Here is an 18,232-nt window from a genome sequence, read left to right on the forward strand (position 1 = left end):
TGCCTTACGACCCACGGCTCACTATTGCAATTCGCATTTGGACTAAAGCAACAAGCCGTTGACGATTTCCGCTACGGCATTTAGACAGAGCCTAGTACGTTTGTATTCTTAGTTTGCGTATTGTAGGCGAGGGTCGTCCAAACCGAGTCGTTTCATTTTCTTGTACAGCGTGGTGCGGTTGATGTCCAACGCGTCTGCCGTGGCGGCTCGATTCCAGTGGTGGGAACGTAGCGATTGCAGGATGATTTCACGCTCTGGAGCTTCCAAGGCTTCACGGAGTGTTTTGCCATCGATCTGCCCAATCGCGTGGTTGACGCGGTTGGGCGTGCTGGTCCCTGGACTGGCAAAAACCACATCGGACGTTCGCCCAGTTACCTCGGGTGGCAGATCGTCGATCGTCAACACCGGTCCTCGGCCAAGCAAGACCGCACGTTCGACAATGTTTTCGAGTTGACGCACGTTCCCCGGCCAATTGTAGCTTTGTAGCGCCGCGATCGCCTCGCGGTCAAACCCTTCGATCTCTCGGCCACACGACTCCGCTGCTTCGGTGAGGAAATGGTCCACCAATAAGGTGACGTCGCCGGGGCGTTCACGTAGCGGTGGCAGAACAATGTTCACCACATTGATTCGGTAGTACAAATCCTGGCGGAACGCGCCACTGGTTACCGCGCCGGTCAGATCTTCGTTAGTAGCCAGAATAACGCGAGTGTCGACCGAGTGGGTTTCGTTGCCTCCGAGCGGCTCGAATTTGAATTCTTGCAATACACGCAGCAGCTTGACTTGCATTGCCGGAGTTGCCGTTGCGATTTCGTCCAAGAACAACGTCCCACCGTCGGCCATATCGAATTTGCCAAGCTTGTCATGGTTGGCGCCGGTGAATGCGCCTGAAACATGGCCGAACAACTCGCTTTCTAGCAGCGTGTCGGGCAACGCCCCGCAAGCAACTTCGACAAAGGGGCCATTTCGCCGCGAGCTACGAGCATGGATCGCGCGAGCAATCATGCTTTTGCCGGTGCCGTTTTCGCCGGTGATCAACACCGAGGCCCGGGCGTCCGCCACACTGTCAATGACATCAAATACCTTCAGCATTCGATAATCGTGACTGAGGATGTTTTCCATTCCGCTGCGGCGGTCCAGCTGCAAACGTAGCGTCTCGTTTTCTTGGGCGATCTTACGCTGTTGGACGGCGCGTTCGATCGCCAGCGTCAATTCGTCGTCGATCAACGGTTTCGTCAATAGATCAAACGCGCCGGCGCGGACCGCTTGGACGGCGGTGTCCGGAGTCGCGTAGCCGGTGATCACCAACACCGAGGTGTCCGGGTGTTGTTTTTTGGTGTAACCGATCAGATCAAATCCGTCGTCTGCTCCGAGACGGAGGTCGGTGATCAGCAAATCAAATTTTTGTTTTTTTAATGCTGCTTTGGCTGCTGCCAACGTTCCCGCTGTCTCTATATAGTGGGACATCTCGCGCAACCACTGCGCCATGGAATCGGCGAGATGTTGGTCGTCGTCGACTAACAGGATCGATGCAGGTGCGCTCATGATGATTTGTAGATCGAAAGGGCGTGAGACGGATGTTGCGTTGCCAAAGGTCGCCATACCGGTCAAGGTATGCCAGCAATCACCTCCGGAGATCGAAGGAGTTTGCTGATTGGGTTCGCCGTTTGATTGGCGCTCGTCACGGTCCTGCACCCTTCGTCTGGGGCAATTGCCCAGCCGGATGACGGAACAGCGGTGAGGTCGTGCTAAATACCAGCAAACTCTGCGGATGCGGAGTGATACAGGTATCTAGGTCACCATTAAGAATTGGTCAAATAAGTGCGAATCCGCGCGCCCAAAGGCATACGGCAATCCGAAACCCCTCCTTTGACGCACTTTTTTGCTCCGTTATGACTGTAAGTGCTGTTTTATCAATGCTTTAGCGAAAAAGTGGGCTAGTGTTGAGTACACAAACAGTGAACAATCGTCGACATCACAAGTTCAACAGCACGTTCATCATCATCGTTTTTTGGAAGCAAGCATGTCCCCACAACTCCTAGTTGTAGACGATCACGAAGCCGCACGTTTTGGCTTAAAATGCATGTTTAATGGGACTTCAATGCAGGTCGCGATGGCGACCGGCACCTCAGAAGAAGCGTTGAAATTCATGGCCGAGCAACCGTTTGCCGCCGTGATTATGGATATCCGAATGCCTGAGATGAATGGGCTTGAATTACTCGAAAAAATTCGGCAATCCGAATTCGATGTGCCGGTGGTCGTGCTCAGCAGCTACGACAATCCGACCTACATCGCCCGCGCCGCGGCGCTGGGAGCGAACGATTACGTCCTAAAAAATACCGAGCGAGAAGGACTGATTGACGCCGTTTCTCGCGCGATCAACGCACAAGGGGCTGTTCCGGAGGGGCGTTTTCATCAAATTCGTGAAAAAATGCTCAACGAAGTGGACCTCGCCAAATTCAAGTGCGATTGGCCTCTGACGAGCCGCGAATCCCAAGTGTTGCTGCACATCGCGCTGGGGCTTAGTAACAAAGAGATTGCCAAGTCACTGATGATCAGTGTTGAAACGGTCAAAGAGCACGTGCAAAACATCTTGCGAAAACTTGGTGCCAACGATCGAACCGATGCCGCCGTCAAAGCGGTGCGAGTGGGCTTTATCGACTAGGTGATTCTATGGACTTTCCTGCTCTATGGACTAGCGGTCTCTATGCACTCGACACGTCTATGGATTAGTTGCCCACGTCGGCGAAACCGCTCAATCGGCTAACCGCAAAGGAGCCAATGTGATGGTGCTCCGCTCGCGATGATCATGCGTTTCTCTCATCACGCTCGATACTCAGTCCCGCCGCCTTCCACTCAGGAACGCTGAAACGCAAACGCTGGGATTTGAATTGATGTTCTCGCAGCCAGCGATTTCCCGCAAACGCGGCCGCGCAAAATGGGCCGCGGCAATAAACCAACATCGATGCCGATTTGGGTAGCTTTGGTGCCGCTTCGGCAAGCGAAGCAAAGGGGACGTTTCTCGCTTTGGGCAAATGCCCTTGTTCAAATTCGGTTGCCGGCCGCAGGTCCAACAGGGTGAAACGTCCGCGATCGAGCTTGGCGTTGAGTTCAAGTTCGGTCAGCGGGGATAAACCGTCGTCGGCATCAAATTCCTCTCGCATGACCTCGCGAATCTCGGGGACGACAACTTCGCCAAGATCGCGAAATCGCAGCCAAAGTTCCGCGACACGCGGATCTTTTAGCGAACAATAAACGCTGCGTCCTCGCTTTTCTGTCGCGATCAAGTGGCAGTTTCGCAGCACCTTCACGTTGGCGCTCGCGGCCGCCAGCGACTGATTGGTCAATTTTGCCAATTCATCGATCGGTTTATCGCCCTGCGCCAACAGGCTGATCATTTTCAGCCGATGGGGATTCGAAAGTGCCCCCCCGACCTCGGCAAGCTGCCGATAAATCGCCGCTTGATTCTGTTTGTCGAGCATGATTCCCCTCGGGGGGTGAGTGAATTGGCTGCGTCGCGGTCACCGTGCCGGCGTCAAAAATCGGTGTCGAATGTCAGTCCTGTCCGCGATCAGCATCTGTGATCAGCATCCCCGGCGGCATGGGCGTTTCTGTTTTGCCATCATAGCCGTGGTTGTTACAAAGTCAATGAACTTTTTGAGTTTGGGTTGGCGGACGTGACGGAGTTGCGTACATTAAAAAAGTCAACGAACCCTTTGAGTGTTGTGGCGGGGGAATTCATCGGACGCCCGTTCTCAACCAAACGCAGTTCATCCATCAAGGAGCCAACGATGAGCACATTCTTGAGCACATTCAATCGACGCGAAGTCCTTCAGCACGCCGGCGCGATCGGGCTGGGAACGGCCTTGCTGACCAAATTCGGAACGATCGCCCAGGCTGGCGAGAGCTCCGACGCCACCCAGCCACCCTCGCATCTCGTGCTGGAGACGATCAAAGCCGGCGGCTTGTCACACTATTCGTATTTCATCGGTGACAAAACCGCGGGCGTGGCCGTCGTGATCGATCCACGACGCGATGTTCAGGTCTATTTGGATCTGGCGGAAAAACATGGCATGACGATCACCCATGCGGTGGAAACACATGTGCATGCCGACTTTGTGTCGGGATCACGAGAGCTTGCCGATCGTACAGGCACGGCGCGGATCGTGGCCAGTATCGAAGGCGATCCAGGGTATGGATTCAAGCTCGATCGGCCTCTGCGTGACGGTGACCAATTGACCGTCGGCAGCATTCAATTGCGTGGTATTCATACTCCGGGGCACACGCCTGAGCACATGTCCTATTTGGCATCGTCCAAAGACACGGGCAAGGCATGGGGGTTGTTCACCGGCGACTTTTTATTCGTCGGCAGCGTCGGACGCCCTGATTTGATGGGGGTGAAAAATACCGATTCGCTCGCTAAATCGCTCTACCAATCGGTCCAGAATGCCTACGCTCAATTGCCTGGCGAACTGACAATCTATCCCGCCCATGGTCCAGGGTCTCCGTGTGGTGCCGGAATCAAAGCACCCGAAGGGGATCCCACGCTTGCCAAAGAGCGGCAAGGCAATCCGTATTGGCGGATGAATGACGAAGCGATGTTCATCGAAGCGCTGCTAAGTGCCCAGCCGCCCGTGCCGTATTACTGGCCGCGAATGAAGGAAATCAATTTAGCTGGCCCTGAAATTTTAGGAGGAACGCCACACGTCCAGCGGCTGAAGCCCGATGCCTTTGATAGAGAGCTACGTTCCAACGACATGCAACTACTGGACCTCCGTTTGATGCAAGCCTTTGCCGGCGGCCACATTCGCGGTGCGATGAACATTGGTTACAACGAAGTGCTGTCGATGTGGGGAGGCTGGATGCTCGATCCGGATCGCCCGATCGCGATTGTCAAACCGGCCGAAGGGAATTTTGAAGATCCGTTGGATTGGCTATCGCGTGTCGGGCTGACCAATGTCAAAGTCGCACTTGATGGCGACATGAAAGCGTGGATCAATTCGGGACGCGAATTCGATTCGTTCCAAACGATGTCGGTGCATGACGTGAAGCGGCAATTTCCGACCGACCAAATGACGCTGCTGGATGTGCGTCAGCCGTCCGAATGGGACATGGGCCACATACCCGGAGCGAAGTACATGTTCTTGCCTGAAATTCCCAAGCGAATCAGTGAGCTGGATCAACGCAAGCCGGTGATCGTGTACTGCGGCAACGGTTACCGCGCCAGTGTGGCTGTGAGCGTACTGCGCGCGAATGGCTTTGACGCGCGGACCGTTCCAGGGTCTTGGGACGCATGGACTGCGGCTGGTTACAAAGCGATGAAACCCGCGAAGCCCGGCAAGGCGAGCGATACAACGCGAACAGCCTAGGGCTCCCTGAGTAGAGTCCCGTGGGATGCGTCTGCGAAGCGTCTCTTTCTTCTTCTCTCTTATTTGAAAGCTTTAATCATGAATCCTATTGGCATTTTTATGACTGCCATTGTCGGATGTTTGGCGACAACATTGTCGGCGTCCGCTGCAAACAGCATCCCCGCAAACGGTGCAGAACCGAACGCCAAAAAGTTCTCGATCGCCTTTGTCAATGACATTCATGCACAACTGGAACCGCACCCCGAGTTGTTTTGGCGAGACGACCATTCCAAGCGTGTTCACAACGCGGGCGGGCTGAGCCGGATCGCCACCGCGTTCAAGCAACTCGAAGCCGAGCGTCCCCACGGGATGCTGAAAATTGATGGTGGAGACACCTTCCAGGGCAGCGGTCCCGGTGCGTGGACCCAGGGCGAAGTCATGGTGCGACCGCTGAATGCACTTGGATTGGACGTCGCGGTCCCTGGCAATTGGTCGGTGGCCTACGGAGCAAAACAGTTGCAATCGCTCAGCGAAAAAGTCAATTATCCGATCATTGCTGCCAACATCTTTGACCAGAAAACGGGCGACAGGTCCTTTCAGCCTTATCTGGTCAAGGAAGTCAATGGATTGAAGATTGGTTTGCTTGGGTTTACCGATCCCGATGTTCCAACGCGACAACCGCCGCACATGAGTAAAGGGCTCAATTTCCAAGCCGCCAAGGTGCTGCAGCCGCTGATTGACGAACTTCGCAACGAGGAAAAAGTCGATGTAGTGGTGTTGATCACTCACATTGGTTTGCACAAAGCCGTTCCGCTGACGCGTCAGCTTCGCGGTGTCGACATTTCGCTTTCGGCGGACACTCACGAACGCACTTACGAACCGATCGAAGTGGGGGATGTTTGGGTGGTCGAAGCCGGTGCATTCGGTTCGCTCGTTGGCGTGATGGACATCACGATGTCCGGCGGCAAGATCGTTGATCGGCAATGGGAATTGATCGAGCTACGCGAAGATAAGTTCGCCGAAGACGAACATGTCAAAGGGATCGTCGACGAAGTGCTTGCCCCGCATCGCGAGCGAATGAATCGCGAGATCGGTCATACCGATATCTGGCTTGAACGTTACAACGTCATGAGCACGTCGATGGACCGTTTGATTGCTGACGCGGTAAAGGAATCAGCCGGCACCGATATCGCGTTGAGCAACGGTTTTCGCTTCTCGCCGCCCACCGCTCCCGGCCCTATCACCGAGGCCGACTTGTGGAATTGGTTGCCATTGAATTTGGAGATCAAAGTGGGCAAAGCCTACGGAAAACAGTTGATCGACTATTGGGAAAACGAATTTGAAAACGTCTTCTCTCGCAATCCGTCTCGGCTGTATGGCGGTTGGTTGGCGAGACCTTCGACCAACATGGACGTGCAGTTTGATTCCACCGCCAAGGCCAACGAGCGACTTCGAAGTCTGGAGATCGACGGCGAACCGGTGGGCCCCGATAAATCCTACAGCCTGGCTGCAGGAGCTCGCGACGGCCAACCCGCCGACCAGATTCACCGCGTCAAACGATGCCACGTTACCAAGCAAATCGGACTGACCACGCATGATGCGGTCCGCCATTACTTGGCACAACGTGGCGATGTCACCGAGACCGGAAAACCGCCGGTACAGTGTGTGGTGCGTCCTGATGTGTTGCGTTCGCAATATCTGGCATTCATCAAGGAACGTCAACAAGAACGCGAAGCGGAGATGCAGGGTGCAGATTCCCCGGCTGATCCCAAAACCAGTATTAGTCCCTCCGTAGATTCCAATGAAAAAGAACCTCATGAAAAGGAAATGAATGATGAATAAGTTTTTCACGACCACGCTTGCGTCGCTTATGGTACTTGCCGTGAGTGTTACTTTGCCGGCATTCGCAGCATCGCCGACGGACAGTCCTTCGGCCCAATCGAATTCCGACCCCGCAAATCGGCCCGTCATTGGGCTGCAGTATGAAGGCCCGATCAAGGTTGTCTATCAATGCACCCGAGACGAATGGAAAGAGGGGGTCAGTAAGCCGCTGCTCTATCTGAAGAAGCTTCGCGGTTACTATGCGAAGCAAGGCATCGATCCGGAGCAACTCGATTTGCGAGCTGTTTTCCACGGAGACGCGTCGACTCATGTGTTAACGGACGAAGCTTGGAACCGAGTCAAGCAAACCGATACGGGTAACCCCAATACAAAGCTACTTGCAGAGCTGAAACAGATGGGAGTTCACGTCGAATTTTGTGATTCACGGCGTCAAAAGGAAGGATGGGCGAAAGCGGATATCCATCCCGATGTGATGCTTGCCGAAGCGGCGTTTGCCCGAGTGATCGATTTGCAGCACCAAGGTTATGCCTACATTCGTTTCTAAACGCGTGTCGTCGACGAAATACAACGAGCAAAAACGAGGAGCAGGTAATTCGATGAAAACATTACATCAACCGATGCGGTCTGGACTCATTTCAATCTTGGTCGTTGCGATCATGATGTTGGCTGTCATGGTCACCGCGATTTGGGTCTATCGCGGTGGCGTCGTTCCTGGTGCGATCCCCGACTCGGGGGCGACGCTAGCCATCGAGTCGGCCAGTGGTGACGAAAGCCACGTGGCAAGGCGTGAACCGGTTGACGGGAATCCCAAAGAAGAGGTGAACGTCGCGGTGACAGCGGCGGAAAGAGTCCCGGAAACCGAAGCGGTGTGGGAGAGCGACTACGAGGAAGCAATTGCCAAGGCCCGAACGTTGAAACGACCGGTGCTGATCGACTTTGCCGCCTCGTGGTGTGTACCCTGCCGAATGATGGACAAGCATGTCTGGCCCGATGCCGCGGTTCAGCAAGCGTTGTAGAACGATGTGGTGCCGCTACGGGCGGACATGGATGCGGCCAACACCCACGTTTTAGTCGAGAAGTTTGGTGTCGAGTTTGTGCCAACCCTATTGCTGGTCGATACCGACGGCACCGTACTGAAGCGATCTGGTTTCGTCGATGCAAAAGGCTTGCTCGAACTATTGTCAAAGTGACGTGGAATCGCGCGAAATAGTCGCTCGGCTCTCCGAGCCGTCAGCAGGTGCGGCATGGTCGAAACGTTTGCCGCTTTCTCCGCGTTTCCAGATCCGCGGATCGTTCGGTGTAATGCGGTACCAGCTTGGAAAGCTGGCCGACAATGTCGCTCGGCTCTCCGAGCCGTCGGCGTGTGCGGCATGGACGAACCGTTTGCCGCTTTCACCGCGGTTCCAGATCCGCGAATCGTTCGTTGCAGTACGGTACCAGCTTGGAAAGCTGGCCGACAATGTCGCTCGGCTCTCCGAGCCGATAGCGGGTGTGGCGTGGGCGAGACGTTTGCTGCTTTCACCGCGTTTCCAGATCCGAGGATCGTTCGGTGTAATGCGGTACCAGCTTGGAAAGCTGGCCGACATTGTCGCTCGGCTCTCCGAGCCGATGGCGTGTGCGGCATGGTCGAAACGTTTGCGACCTTCACCGTGGTTCCTGATCTGCGGATCGTTCGGTGTGATGCGGTACCAGCTTGGAAAGCTGGCCGACATTGTCGCTCGGCTCTCCGAGCCGATGGCGTGTACGGCATGGTCGAGACGTTTGCCGTTTTCACCGCGGTTCCAGATCCGCGGATTGTTCGGTGTAGTGGGTTACCCGCTTGGAAAGCTGGGCGACAATGTCGCTCGGCTCTCCGAGCCGTCGGCGTGTGCGGCATGGACGAACCGTTTGCCGCTTTCACCGAAGTTCCAGATCCGCGGATCGTTCGATGCAGTGCGTTGCCCGCTTGGAAAGCTGGCCGACATTGTCGCTCGGCTCTCCGAGCCGATAGCGTGTGCAGCATGGTCGAAACGTTTGCCGCTTTCTCCGCGGTGCCAGATCCGCGGATCGTTCGGTGTAATGCGTTGCCAGCTTGGAAAGCTGGCCGACAATGTCGCTCGGCTCTCCGAGCCGATAGCGTGTGCGGCGGGGGCGAGACGTTTGCCGCTTTCACCGCGTTTCCAGATCCGCGGATCGTTCGGTGCAATGCGGTACCAGCTTGGAAAGCTGGCCGTCATTGTCGCTCGGCTCTCCGAGCCGATAGCGTGTGCGGCATGGTCGAAACGTTTGCGACTTTCACCGCGTTTCCAGATCTGCGGATCGTTCGTTGTAGTGCGGTACCCGCTTGGAAAGCTGGCCGACAATATCGCTCGGCTCTCCGAGCCGATAGCGTGTGCGGCATGGTCGAAACGTTTGCGACTTTCACCGCGTTTCCAGTTCTGCGGATCGTTCGGTGTAATGCGGTACCAGCTTGGAAAGCGGCCGACAATGTCGCTCGGCTCTCCGAGCCGATAGCGGGTGTGGCGTGGGCGAAACGTTTGCGACTTTCATCGCGGTTCCAGATCCGAGGATCGTTCGTTGTAATGCGTTACCCGCTTGGAAAGCTGGCCGACATTGTCGCATTACTTCGCGGCGACGATGTAGCAGATCCAACTTGGGTCGCTTGATGCGGATTCGCACCGCTCCCAGTGGGTGTCTCCGTCCTTGTCTTCGATTTCCCAGTAGACGTGATTTTCGCTAAAACCTGCCTCGCTGAGCATCTCGCGGACTTCTGGGATCGTCCAGAAACGCCAGTGGTATTCGAACGCTCGTTTTAGTTTGCTGCCGTCTTTGAATTTGAAGCTGATGTAAAAGCTTGCGTCCGCGTTGATGGGGTTAAACGAAGCTTGTTCCCATTCATAGCGAAATCCTTTGCGTCCTTTTTTGATGGTGCGTTTGTCGACGTGTTCTTCGGTGTAACATTCACCGCCCCCCATCATGTCCATCACCATCACGCCCTCGCTTTTCAAATTCGCACGGGCAGCTTTGAAGTAATTGATCACCTCGGCTCGCGTTTTGAAGATCCAGAACGAGAAATTCTGGGCCGACAGAATATCGACTTGGGGACGATTGCGTTTGCGAACATCTTGTTCCAGCAACTTCACGCGGCTTTGCTGTCCTTCGCTCAGCGTGGCCAGGTTGTGTTCGCGGCCCCAATCGAGCGTTTCGCCACACAGGTCGACGCCGACGGCCGTCCGCTCGGGATCGGATTGCACCCAGTGGCAGCAGATCGCAAAGGTGCCACAGAAATCTTCGCGTAACGTCAGCGGTTTGGTTTGATAAAAGTCGCGATAGGCTTGCTCAAAAAACTCGACTTCATGCTCCGGTGTTTGCACCGATTTCTGGTAGCAGTCGAACTTGTCCGCCAACTCAGCTTGCGTTGGCTTGGCGGCCTTTGGCTTCGGTTTGTCCGCCTTCGCGTTTTTATCCGATTTCTTGTTCTTGGGTTTTCCCATCGGTGATGCACTTATTTGGAGACGTCGAGCAATTCAGTGCGTCCAGATTAGTTTAGAGCTTCCCGTCGCGAAACGGGAAGCTTCCAAGAATTCACAATCGATGGGGCTATCGGCTGCAGTTGCAACGTAAGCTGCTAAGGACGTTCAGAATAATCAATGGCGTGCGGTACGGAAGACGCCGCCGGTTATGCTTCCGACGGTGCTTAGCTGACTTCCATCGAAGTGCCCATCGTCGTGCCAGGGGCGGGCAGCGAACTCGAGCCTTCCAAGTAGATGTCGATCGCACGTGCCGCACCGCGGCCTTCGTTGATCGCCCACACGACCAAGCTTTGGCCACGACGGCAATCGCCTGCGGCAAAGACCCCGTCGATGCTGGTGGTAAATTCACCATGCGTCGCTTGGTAATTGCTGCGTGGATCGACTTCGATGCCGAGCGATTTTGCGATGTATTGCTCAGGCCCCAAGAAGCCCATCGCCAACAAAATCAACTGTGCCGGCCACTCCTTCTCGCTGCCTTCGACTTCGGCCATCTTCCAGCCGCCGTCGTCTCCCTTGGTCCACTGCACTTGGACCGTTTTGATGCCACGCAAATTGCCGGCTTCGTCCTTGAGGAATTCCTTGCTAAGGATTTGGTATTCACGAGGGTCGCGACCGAACTTGGCACTTGCTTCTTCATGTCCGTAATCGACACGGAAGATACGCGGCCATTCAGGCCATGGGTTGTCCGGAGCACGATCTTCGGGCGGTTGTGGCAACAGTTCAAAGTTCACCAGGCTTCGGCAACCATGGCGAATGCTCGTGCCGATACAGTCGGTACCGGTGTCACCACCGCCGATCACGATCACGTCTTTGCCTTCGGCGCTGATGAATGCATCGCCAAGCGAATCGCCATGCACGCTTTGCTGCGTATTGGCGGTCAAGAATTCCATGGCAAAGTGAACGCCATTGGCATCGCGGTTTGCGATCGGCAAATCACGAGGCTTGGTCGCACCACAGGCCAACAGCACTGCGTCAAAGTCGTTGGTCAATTCCTTGGCATCAATGTCTTCGCCAACGTTCACGCCGGTGACGAATTTAATGCCTTCAGCGGTCATCTTGTCGATCCGCCGCTGGATCACTTGCTTGGAAAGTTTCATGTTGGGGATGCCGTATTGCAGCAATCCACCGATGCGGTCGGCTCGTTCATAGACCGTGACTTCGTGACCAACCTTGTTCAATTGATCCGCGGCTGTCAAACCGGCCGGTCCGCTGCCGACAATCGCAACCTTCTTTCCGGTGCGAGAGGTTGGCGGTTCCGGATGGATCCAACCTTCTTCCCACGCGCGATCAACGATTGCATTTTCGATGTTTTTGATCGTCACCGGCGGATTCGTGATGCCTAGCACGCACGAACCTTCGCACGGAGCCGGGCACACACGGCCGGTGAACTCGGGGAAATTGTTGGTTCGGTGAAGTCGTTCGATCGCTTCTTTCCAGCGATCGTTGTAGACCAAGTCGTTCCATTCAGGGATCAGATTGTCGATCGGGCATCCGCTGCTGGATTGGCAAAACGGCACGCCACAATCCATGCATCGTGCGCCTTGTTCACGCAGATGCTCGACTCGTGGTTCGGTATAGATTTCGTCGTAATCGTTGATACGAACGACGGGCAGTCGCCAAGCGACTTTTTTGCGATCAAACTCTTTGAATCCGGTTGGCTTTCCCATAACTATTCTCAATCAGGTCGGTGGGTGGTTGTTCGGTAATGGACGTCGCCAATGTTTGCGATCGTCCGATGCGACAGAGTCGAGCGGCCGGAGGGTTCGGCCAAGGCCGCTCGACGATACGGGTTGGGGCTTACGATGCCGAAGCAGCGGTTTGAGCCTTCATTTCTTGCAAGACGCGTTTGTAGTCTCGCGGCATTACCTTGACGCACTGGGCGACAAAGGTATCCCAATCCTCGAGGGCTTGCTTGGCCATCGCACTGCCGGTGTAGTCGTAATGCAATTGGATCAACTCCTTGACCTCGGCCTGTTCCTCGTCCCCTTCGATTGATTCGAGTTCGACGGTGGCAAGGTTACAGTTCAGGTTGAAGTCGCCCTTCTTGTCCCAGACATAGGCGATTCCTCCGGACATCCCGGCTGCAAAGTTTCGCCCGGTCGTTCCCAGCACCACCACGCGGCCGCCGGTCATGTATTCACAACCATGGTCGCCGACACCTTCGACAACGGTTTTGGCACCGCTGTTGCGAACCGCAAAACGCTCGGCCGCACGTCCTCGCAAGAACGCTTCGCCGCCGGTCGCCCCGTACAAACAGACATTGCCGACAAGGATGTTGTCCTCGGCGACAAAACTGCTTTGTTTCGGTGGGTAAACCACAACGCGACCGCCCGAGAGTCCCTTGCCGACGTAATCGTTGGCATCACCATCGAGTTCGATCGTGATTCCGTGTGACAAGAACGCACCCAAGCTTTGCCCTGCCGATCCGGTCAACTTGATGTGGATCGTGCCATCGGGAAGTCCCGCTTGACCGTATCGCTTGGCCACTTCGTTGCTGAGGATCGTGCCGACGGTGCGGTTGATGTTGATGATCGGCGATTCGATCGTCACCTTCGTTCCGTTTTCGAGTGCCGGCATCGCGGCTTCCAACAACACCGTCATGTCCAACGATTTGTCCAATCCGTGGTCTTGAGCACGCGTGCAGCGGACGTCGACATTGGGATGAGGCTTGTTCGCTGGTTGCAAGATCGGAGTCAAATCGAGACCGTCCATCTTCCAGTGGCGAATCGCTTCTTCGGTCTTCAAACAGTCGGTGCGTCCGATCATTTCGTCGATCGTGCGGAACCCGAGCTTCGCCATGATGCGGCGAGCTTCCTCGGCCACCATGAACAAGTAGTTAACGACATGCTCAGGTTTGCCAGTGAATTTGGCTCGCAATTCAGGGTCCTGAGTCGCGATACCCACGGGACACGTGTTCAGATGACACTTACGCATCATGATGCATCCGAGCGTAATCAACGGCGCGGTGGCAAAGCCAAACTCTTCGGCACCCAGCAGCGCCGCGATGACGACGTCGCGACCGGTTTTCAGTCCACCGTCGGTTTGCAGTACCACGCGGCTTCGCAAATCGTTCAGCACCAGGACCTGATGCGTTTCCGCGATACCAAGTTCCCATGGCAAACCAGCGTGTTTGATACTGGTCAGCGGTGAAGCACCCGTTCCGCCGGTGTCGCCAGCGATCAGGATGTGGTCGGCGTGTGCCTTGGCCACACCCGATGCAATCACCCCAACGCCCACTTCGCTGACCAGTTTGACACTGATCCGAGCGGCACGGTTGGCGTTCTTCAAATCGTGGATCAGCTGAGCCAAGTCCTCGATCGAATAAATATCATGGTGAGGCGGCGGGCTGATCAAACCGACGCCCGGCGTGCTGTAGCGAATCCGGGCGATGTTCTTGTCGACCTTCTTGCCCGGCAATTCACCCCCTTCGCCTGGCTTCGCCCCTTGCGAAATCTTGATTTGCAATTCGTCGGCGTTGGTCAAGTACTCGATCGTCACACCGAAACGTCCCGATGCGATCTGCTTGATCGCCGACCGCTTTGAATCGCCGTTATCCATTGGATGGAACCGAACAGGGTCTTCCCCCCCTTCGCCGGTGTTGCTCTTGCCGCCAAGACGATTCATTGCGATCGCCAGCGTTTCGTGTGATTCGGCACTTATGCTGCCGAAGCTCATTGCGCCGGTGCAGAATCGTTTGACAATTTCGCTCGCCGGTTGGACTTCATCCAGTGGAATCGCTTCACCAGCAACGCCTTCTTTGAAACCGAGCAATCCACGCAGCGCACAACGTTTGCGATTGTCTTCGTTGACGCCATGAGCGAATTTCCAATAGGCATCTTCGTTGTTGGTTCTCGCAGCAACCTGCAGTGTCGCGATCGACTGAGGGTCCCAAGCGTGTTTTTCGCCTTCGGCACGCCAGTGGTATTCGCCCATGTTGGGCAGCTGGGCTTGGCGATCGACGTTTCGATCGGGATAACCCAAGCGGTGGCGGCGGAGCGTTTCTTCGGCAAGCACGTCGAACGAAACCCCTTGAATTCGGCTGGCCGTTCCGACGAAGCAGTTGGCAATGATCTCGTCCTTCAAACCAAGCGCCTCGAAGATCTGAGCACCCTTGTAACTTTGCAGCGTGCTGATCCCCATCTTCGCCATGACCTTGAGCATGCCTTTAGCAACACCCTTGCGGTACGCCGCGACAATCTTGTCGTCGTCCAGCGTCGAATCCATCAAACCATCGCGGCGAGCTTGCCACAATGCTTCGAACGCCAAGTAAGGGTTGATCGCGTCGGCACCGTAGCCGATCAACAAGCAGTGATGATGCACCTCGCGTGCTTCGCCGGTCTCGATCACCAAACCGATACGGGTTCGTTTGGCTTGTTTGACAAGGTGGTGGTGAACCGCACCGACGGCCAACAGGGCGCTAACCGGGACACGGTCGTGGCTGATCTGACGATCGCTCAATACCACCAATTGGATGCCTTCGTCGGCCGCCTCTTCGGCTTCCTTGGCGATCCGCTCGAGCGTTGCTTGCAGTCCCGCCTTGCCTTCGCTGCGGTCAAACGTGATGTCAATCACGCGGCTATGCCAGCCTTCGTAATTGATGTGCTTCAGCGCTGCGATTTCTTCGTTGGTCAAAATCGGATGTTCAACGAGCAAGCGATGGCAATGTTCAGGGCTTGCGTCCAACAAGTTTTGCTCGGGACCGATGTAGCACTCGAGCGACATGATCACCTCTTCGCGAATCGAATCGATCGCAGGGTTGGTGACCTGAGCAAACAACTGCTTGAAATAGTCGTAGATCATTCGCGGCTTGTCGCTTAGACAAGCCAACGCACTGTCGTTGCCCATCGATCCGACAGGGTCACGCAGTTGTTCGACCAACGGCCGCAGCATGAAGTTGATCGTTTCAATGGTGTAGCCGAACGCTTGCATCCGAGGCAGCAATGTCTTGCTGTCGAAACCATGCGGTTCGGATTCGGGATGCAAGTCCGCCAACCGAATGCGGTTTTCTTTCAGCCAATCCCCGTAGGGCATCTTTTTGGCGAACGAGCTTTTGAGTTCTTCGTCCGGGATCAAGCGGCCCTCGGCAAAATCAACCAAGAACATCTTGCCCGGTTGCAAACGCCCTTTTTCTTTGACGATCGCAGGATCGACCGGCAACACGCCCACTTCGCTGGCCATGATGACGCGGTCATCGTGAGTGATGTAATAGCGGCTCGGACGCAGCCCGTTTCGGTCCAACGTCGCACCGATGTAATGACCATCGGTAAACGCGATCGAGGCCGGACCATCCCAAGGTTCCATCAAGCACGAGAAGTACTCGTAGAAAGCACGTTTGTCTTCGGGCATGGTTTCGTGTTTTTGCCACGCTTCAGGGACCATCATCATGATCGCTTCTTGCAGCGTGCGGCCGTTCATCAACAAGAACTCGAGCACGTTGTCGAAGGTTCCCGAGTCGCTGCAGTGAGGTTCGACCACTGGGAATAGCTTCTGCAGATCGTCACCGAACAATTCGCTCTTGGCCGAACCTTGGCGAGCACGCATCCAATTCGAGTTGCCGCGAAGTGTATTGATTTCGCCGTTATGGCTCATGAAACGCAGCGGTTGAGCACGGTCCCAACTGGGGAACGTGTTGGTCGAAAACCGGCTGTGAACCATCGCCAAATGGGTTTCGAAATCTTCGTCTTGCAAATCGGGATAATAAGGCAGCACTTGGGCCGGAGTGAGCATGCCCTTGTAGATAATCACTTTCGTGCTCAGCGAACAAACGTAGAACATCATCGCTTGCTTGAGCGATTCGTCGGCGCGGAGCTTGCTGGCCTGCTTGTGGATCATGTACAGCTTGCGATCAAAGGCGTCGTCGCTCAGTCCATCGCTGGCGCCGACGAACAATTGTTCGATCACTGGCTCGCTACGACGCGCGGTCGGACCGACGTCGGCGGCGTCGGTCATTTGCGGAACGTCACGCCAACCGATCAATTTTTGGCCCGTTTGGGCAATCAATTTTTCGACGGTTTCTTTGCAGTATTTTCGCTCGGCTTCGTCTTTGGGCAGGAATACCAAACCGGCAGCGAATTGGCCCGCCGCGGGCAAATCGACACCGAGGTCTCGCTTGGCAACCTTCTTCAAAAAGGCGTGTGGTAATCCACACATGATGCCCGAGCCGTCACCGGTGTTGGGCTCACAACCGCATGCACCACGATGGTCCATCGCTTGCAGGATTTGGTCGGCGTCCAAGACGATTTGGTGGCTCGGTTTGCCTTTGATGTGCGCGATGAAACCCACGCCACACGAATCCTTCTCGTGGTTCGGGTCGTACAAGCCTTGTGCCGGCGGCAAATGGAATTCGGCAATCGCTTTCTCGGCACCGGTTTCCGGAGCCGTCTGCGTTGGTTGGATTAAATGATTCAGAGATGAATTCTTGTTTTCGGGTTGAAGCGTCATTTTCAGTCTTTCCATTTCGCTAGTAAAAATTTGGATGAGGCGTCCGAGCTACACCGGGAATTCCCGATGCCGCAGGCAAAACCAATCGACTAATTCGATGCGTCTTGCAGCTCGATCGAATCAAGCGACAACCGAAGTGCCCGTCCTGGCGTCGGTTGCTGAGTTTTCCGCGGCATGCTTCCCGCTGCCGGATTTGCGTTTTCCCGTCTCAACCCTGCGACCAAGCAACAGCGACGTGTATTCACTCGCCGCTTTGCTCAGTTGTCCTCGTCGACGAAAAATAATTCCAAGCGGGCGCGTCATCCGGAGCCCGCGACAAGCTACTACTTTTAACGATCCGTTGGCCGTTTCACGACGCACCGCAGCCTCGGGGACAATCCCCACACCACGGCTCGCCTGAATCGCACGGATCAATGAATCGGCGTTGTCGAATTCCATTCGAGTGTCAACCGAAACGCCTGCCTTCAAAAGGTAGTGATCAATCTCTTTTCGTAGCGTCAAACCACGATCAAAGCCGATCAAAGCGATGCCTTTGAGAGCATCAAGAGAAAGGTTGGTGCGGGATGCAAAGGGATGCTCCGAGGAACACACCAATCGCATCGGTTCCTGTTGCCACATCACGCTTTGCAATGTCTTGCTGCTGCGTGGGAAGCTGACCAAGCCAAAGTCGACCTCGCCATCGGTCGTCATCTCGACGACCTTTTCGACCGAACCAAACTCGAGCTTGACGTCAACTTCCGGATGCAAGGCCGCGAACTCTTCGCTGGCCTCGGGAAGGTAGCTGAGCCCGACCGAATAAATGGTGCCAATCTTTAGCTGGCCACTCAGCTTGCCGCCGATCGAGACGACCTCGGCTTCCAATCGCTGCAACTGACGCAGGATATCGCGAAGCCCGCGAACATAGGTTTGACCGGCTGCGGTCAACACCAACGGCCGCTTGGATCGATCGATCAATTGCACGTGCAGCGAATCTTCAAGTTGTTGCATCGCCTGGCTGACCGCACTCTGAGTCAAATCGTGCTCGGCCGCAGCTTTGGAAAAGCTGCGTTCGTCGGCAACGCTACAGAACAACTCGAGATTTCGGACGTGCAA

The 18,232-nt window shown here is 55.4% G+C and carries 13 protein-coding genes; 7 read left to right on the forward strand and 6 right to left on the reverse strand.

The annotated features are described in order from the left end of the window. Nucleotides 1–108: 108 nt before the first annotated feature. Nucleotides 109–1,542: a sigma-54-dependent transcriptional regulator gene (locus ABEA92_RS28440; protein WP_345688749.1), complete on the reverse strand. Its 1,434-nt coding sequence runs from the start codon at nt 1,540–1,542 to the stop codon at nt 109–111. Nucleotides 1,543–2,020: 478 nt separating this feature from the next. Here ABEA92_RS28440 and ABEA92_RS28445 point away from each other — a divergent pair, with 478 nt between their 5' ends. Next, entirely contained in the window at nt 2,021–2,662 is a 642-nt protein-coding gene (locus ABEA92_RS28445; RefSeq protein ID WP_345688750.1) for a response regulator transcription factor, read from the forward strand. A 142-nt stretch (nt 2,663–2,804) separates the two neighbouring features. Here the strand turns inward: ABEA92_RS28445 and ABEA92_RS28450 are convergent, their stop codons facing one another. After that, nucleotides 2,805–3,479, reverse strand: coding sequence for an ArsR/SmtB family transcription factor (locus ABEA92_RS28450; RefSeq protein WP_345688751.1), 675 nt, complete (start codon nt 3,477–3,479; stop codon nt 2,805–2,807). Between the two features lie 309 nt (nt 3,480–3,788). Here ABEA92_RS28450 and ABEA92_RS28455 point away from each other — a divergent pair, with 309 nt between their 5' ends. The 6 genes from ABEA92_RS28455 (at nt 3,789) to ABEA92_RS28480 (ending at nt 9,680) form a co-directional block, all read left to right on the forward strand. Then, nucleotides 3,789–5,366: an MBL fold metallo-hydrolase gene (locus ABEA92_RS28455; RefSeq protein ID WP_345688752.1), complete on the forward strand. Its 1,578-nt coding sequence runs from the start codon at nt 3,789–3,791 to the stop codon at nt 5,364–5,366. 99 nt (nt 5,367–5,465) lie between these two features. Continuing rightward, nucleotides 5,466–7,187, forward strand: a complete 1,722-nt coding sequence (locus ABEA92_RS28460) for a bifunctional metallophosphatase/5'-nucleotidase (RefSeq protein ID WP_345688754.1) — start codon at nt 5,466–5,468, stop codon at nt 7,185–7,187. Continuing rightward, nucleotides 7,177–7,731 (forward strand): DsrE family protein, encoded by a 555-nt coding sequence (locus ABEA92_RS28465; protein ID WP_345688756.1) that lies wholly within the window; start codon nt 7,177–7,179, stop codon nt 7,729–7,731. Before ABEA92_RS28460 ends, ABEA92_RS28465 begins: the two co-directional genes overlap by 11 nt. 52 nt (nt 7,732–7,783) lie before the next feature. Beyond that, nucleotides 7,784–8,203, forward strand: coding sequence for a thioredoxin family protein (locus ABEA92_RS28470; protein ID WP_345688757.1), 420 nt, complete (start codon nt 7,784–7,786; stop codon nt 8,201–8,203). 6 nt (nt 8,204–8,209) lie between these two features. After that, nucleotides 8,210–8,377 (forward strand): thioredoxin domain-containing protein, encoded by a 168-nt coding sequence (locus ABEA92_RS28475; RefSeq protein WP_345688759.1) that lies wholly within the window; start codon nt 8,210–8,212, stop codon nt 8,375–8,377. Between the two features lie 112 nt (nt 8,378–8,489). Further along, nucleotides 8,490–9,680 (forward strand): hypothetical protein, encoded by a 1,191-nt coding sequence (locus ABEA92_RS28480; RefSeq protein WP_345688761.1) that lies wholly within the window; start codon nt 8,490–8,492, stop codon nt 9,678–9,680. Between the two features lie 107 nt (nt 9,681–9,787). Here the strand turns inward: ABEA92_RS28480 and ABEA92_RS28485 are convergent, their stop codons facing one another. The 4 genes from ABEA92_RS28485 to ABEA92_RS28500 form a co-directional block, all read right to left on the reverse strand. Next, a complete protein-coding gene (locus ABEA92_RS28485; RefSeq protein WP_345688763.1) occupies nt 9,788–10,660 on the reverse strand; it encodes a hypothetical protein in 873 nt (290 codons plus the stop codon). Nucleotides 10,661–10,863: 203 nt separating this feature from the next. Further along, complete coding sequence (locus ABEA92_RS28490; protein WP_345688765.1) at nt 10,864–12,366, reverse strand: glutamate synthase subunit beta; 1,503 nt, start codon at nt 12,364–12,366, stop codon at nt 10,864–10,866. Between the two features lie 130 nt (nt 12,367–12,496). Further along, on the reverse strand, nt 12,497–17,140 hold the full coding sequence (gene gltB, locus ABEA92_RS28495; protein ID WP_345688767.1) for a glutamate synthase large subunit: 4,644 nt from the start codon (nt 17,138–17,140) through the stop codon (nt 12,497–12,499). A gap of 120 nt (nt 17,141–17,260) precedes the next feature. Then, nucleotides 17,261–18,232 carry a LysR family transcriptional regulator gene (locus ABEA92_RS28500; RefSeq protein ID WP_345688769.1) on the reverse strand — a complete coding sequence of 324 codons (972 nt, stop codon included), beginning with the start codon at nt 18,230–18,232 and terminating at the stop codon, nt 17,261–17,263.

This window comes from Novipirellula caenicola, from assembly GCF_039545035.1.
GTDB classification, from domain to species: domain Bacteria; phylum Planctomycetota; class Planctomycetia; order Pirellulales; family Pirellulaceae; genus Novipirellula; species Novipirellula caenicola.

Bases quoted from the DNA above. Each gene is read 5' to 3' on its own strand.
- ABEA92_RS28440 (WP_345688749.1), bottom strand. From the start codon at position 1,542: ATGAGCGCACCTGCATCGATCCTGTTAGTCGACGACGACCAACATCTC.
- ABEA92_RS28445 (WP_345688750.1), top strand. From the start codon at position 2,021: ATGTCCCCACAACTCCTAGTTGTAGACGATCACGAAGCCGCACGTTTT.
- ABEA92_RS28450 (WP_345688751.1), bottom strand. From the start codon at position 3,479: ATGCTCGACAAACAGAATCAAGCGGCGATTTATCGGCAGCTTGCCGAG.
- ABEA92_RS28455 (WP_345688752.1), top strand. From the start codon at position 3,789: ATGAGCACATTCTTGAGCACATTCAATCGACGCGAAGTCCTTCAGCAC.
- ABEA92_RS28460 (WP_345688754.1), top strand. From the start codon at position 5,466: ATGACTGCCATTGTCGGATGTTTGGCGACAACATTGTCGGCGTCCGCT.
- ABEA92_RS28465 (WP_345688756.1), top strand. From the start codon at position 7,177: ATGATGAATAAGTTTTTCACGACCACGCTTGCGTCGCTTATGGTACTT.
- ABEA92_RS28470 (WP_345688757.1), top strand. From the start codon at position 7,784: ATGAAAACATTACATCAACCGATGCGGTCTGGACTCATTTCAATCTTG.
- ABEA92_RS28480 (WP_345688761.1), top strand. From the start codon at position 8,490: ATGCGGTACCAGCTTGGAAAGCTGGCCGACAATGTCGCTCGGCTCTCC.
- ABEA92_RS28485 (WP_345688763.1), bottom strand. From the start codon at position 10,660: ATGGGAAAACCCAAGAACAAGAAATCGGATAAAAACGCGAAGGCGGAC.
- ABEA92_RS28490 (WP_345688765.1), bottom strand. From the start codon at position 12,366: ATGGGAAAGCCAACCGGATTCAAAGAGTTTGATCGCAAAAAAGTCGCT.
- gltB (WP_345688767.1), bottom strand. From the start codon at position 17,140: ATGACGCTTCAACCCGAAAACAAGAATTCATCTCTGAATCATTTAATC.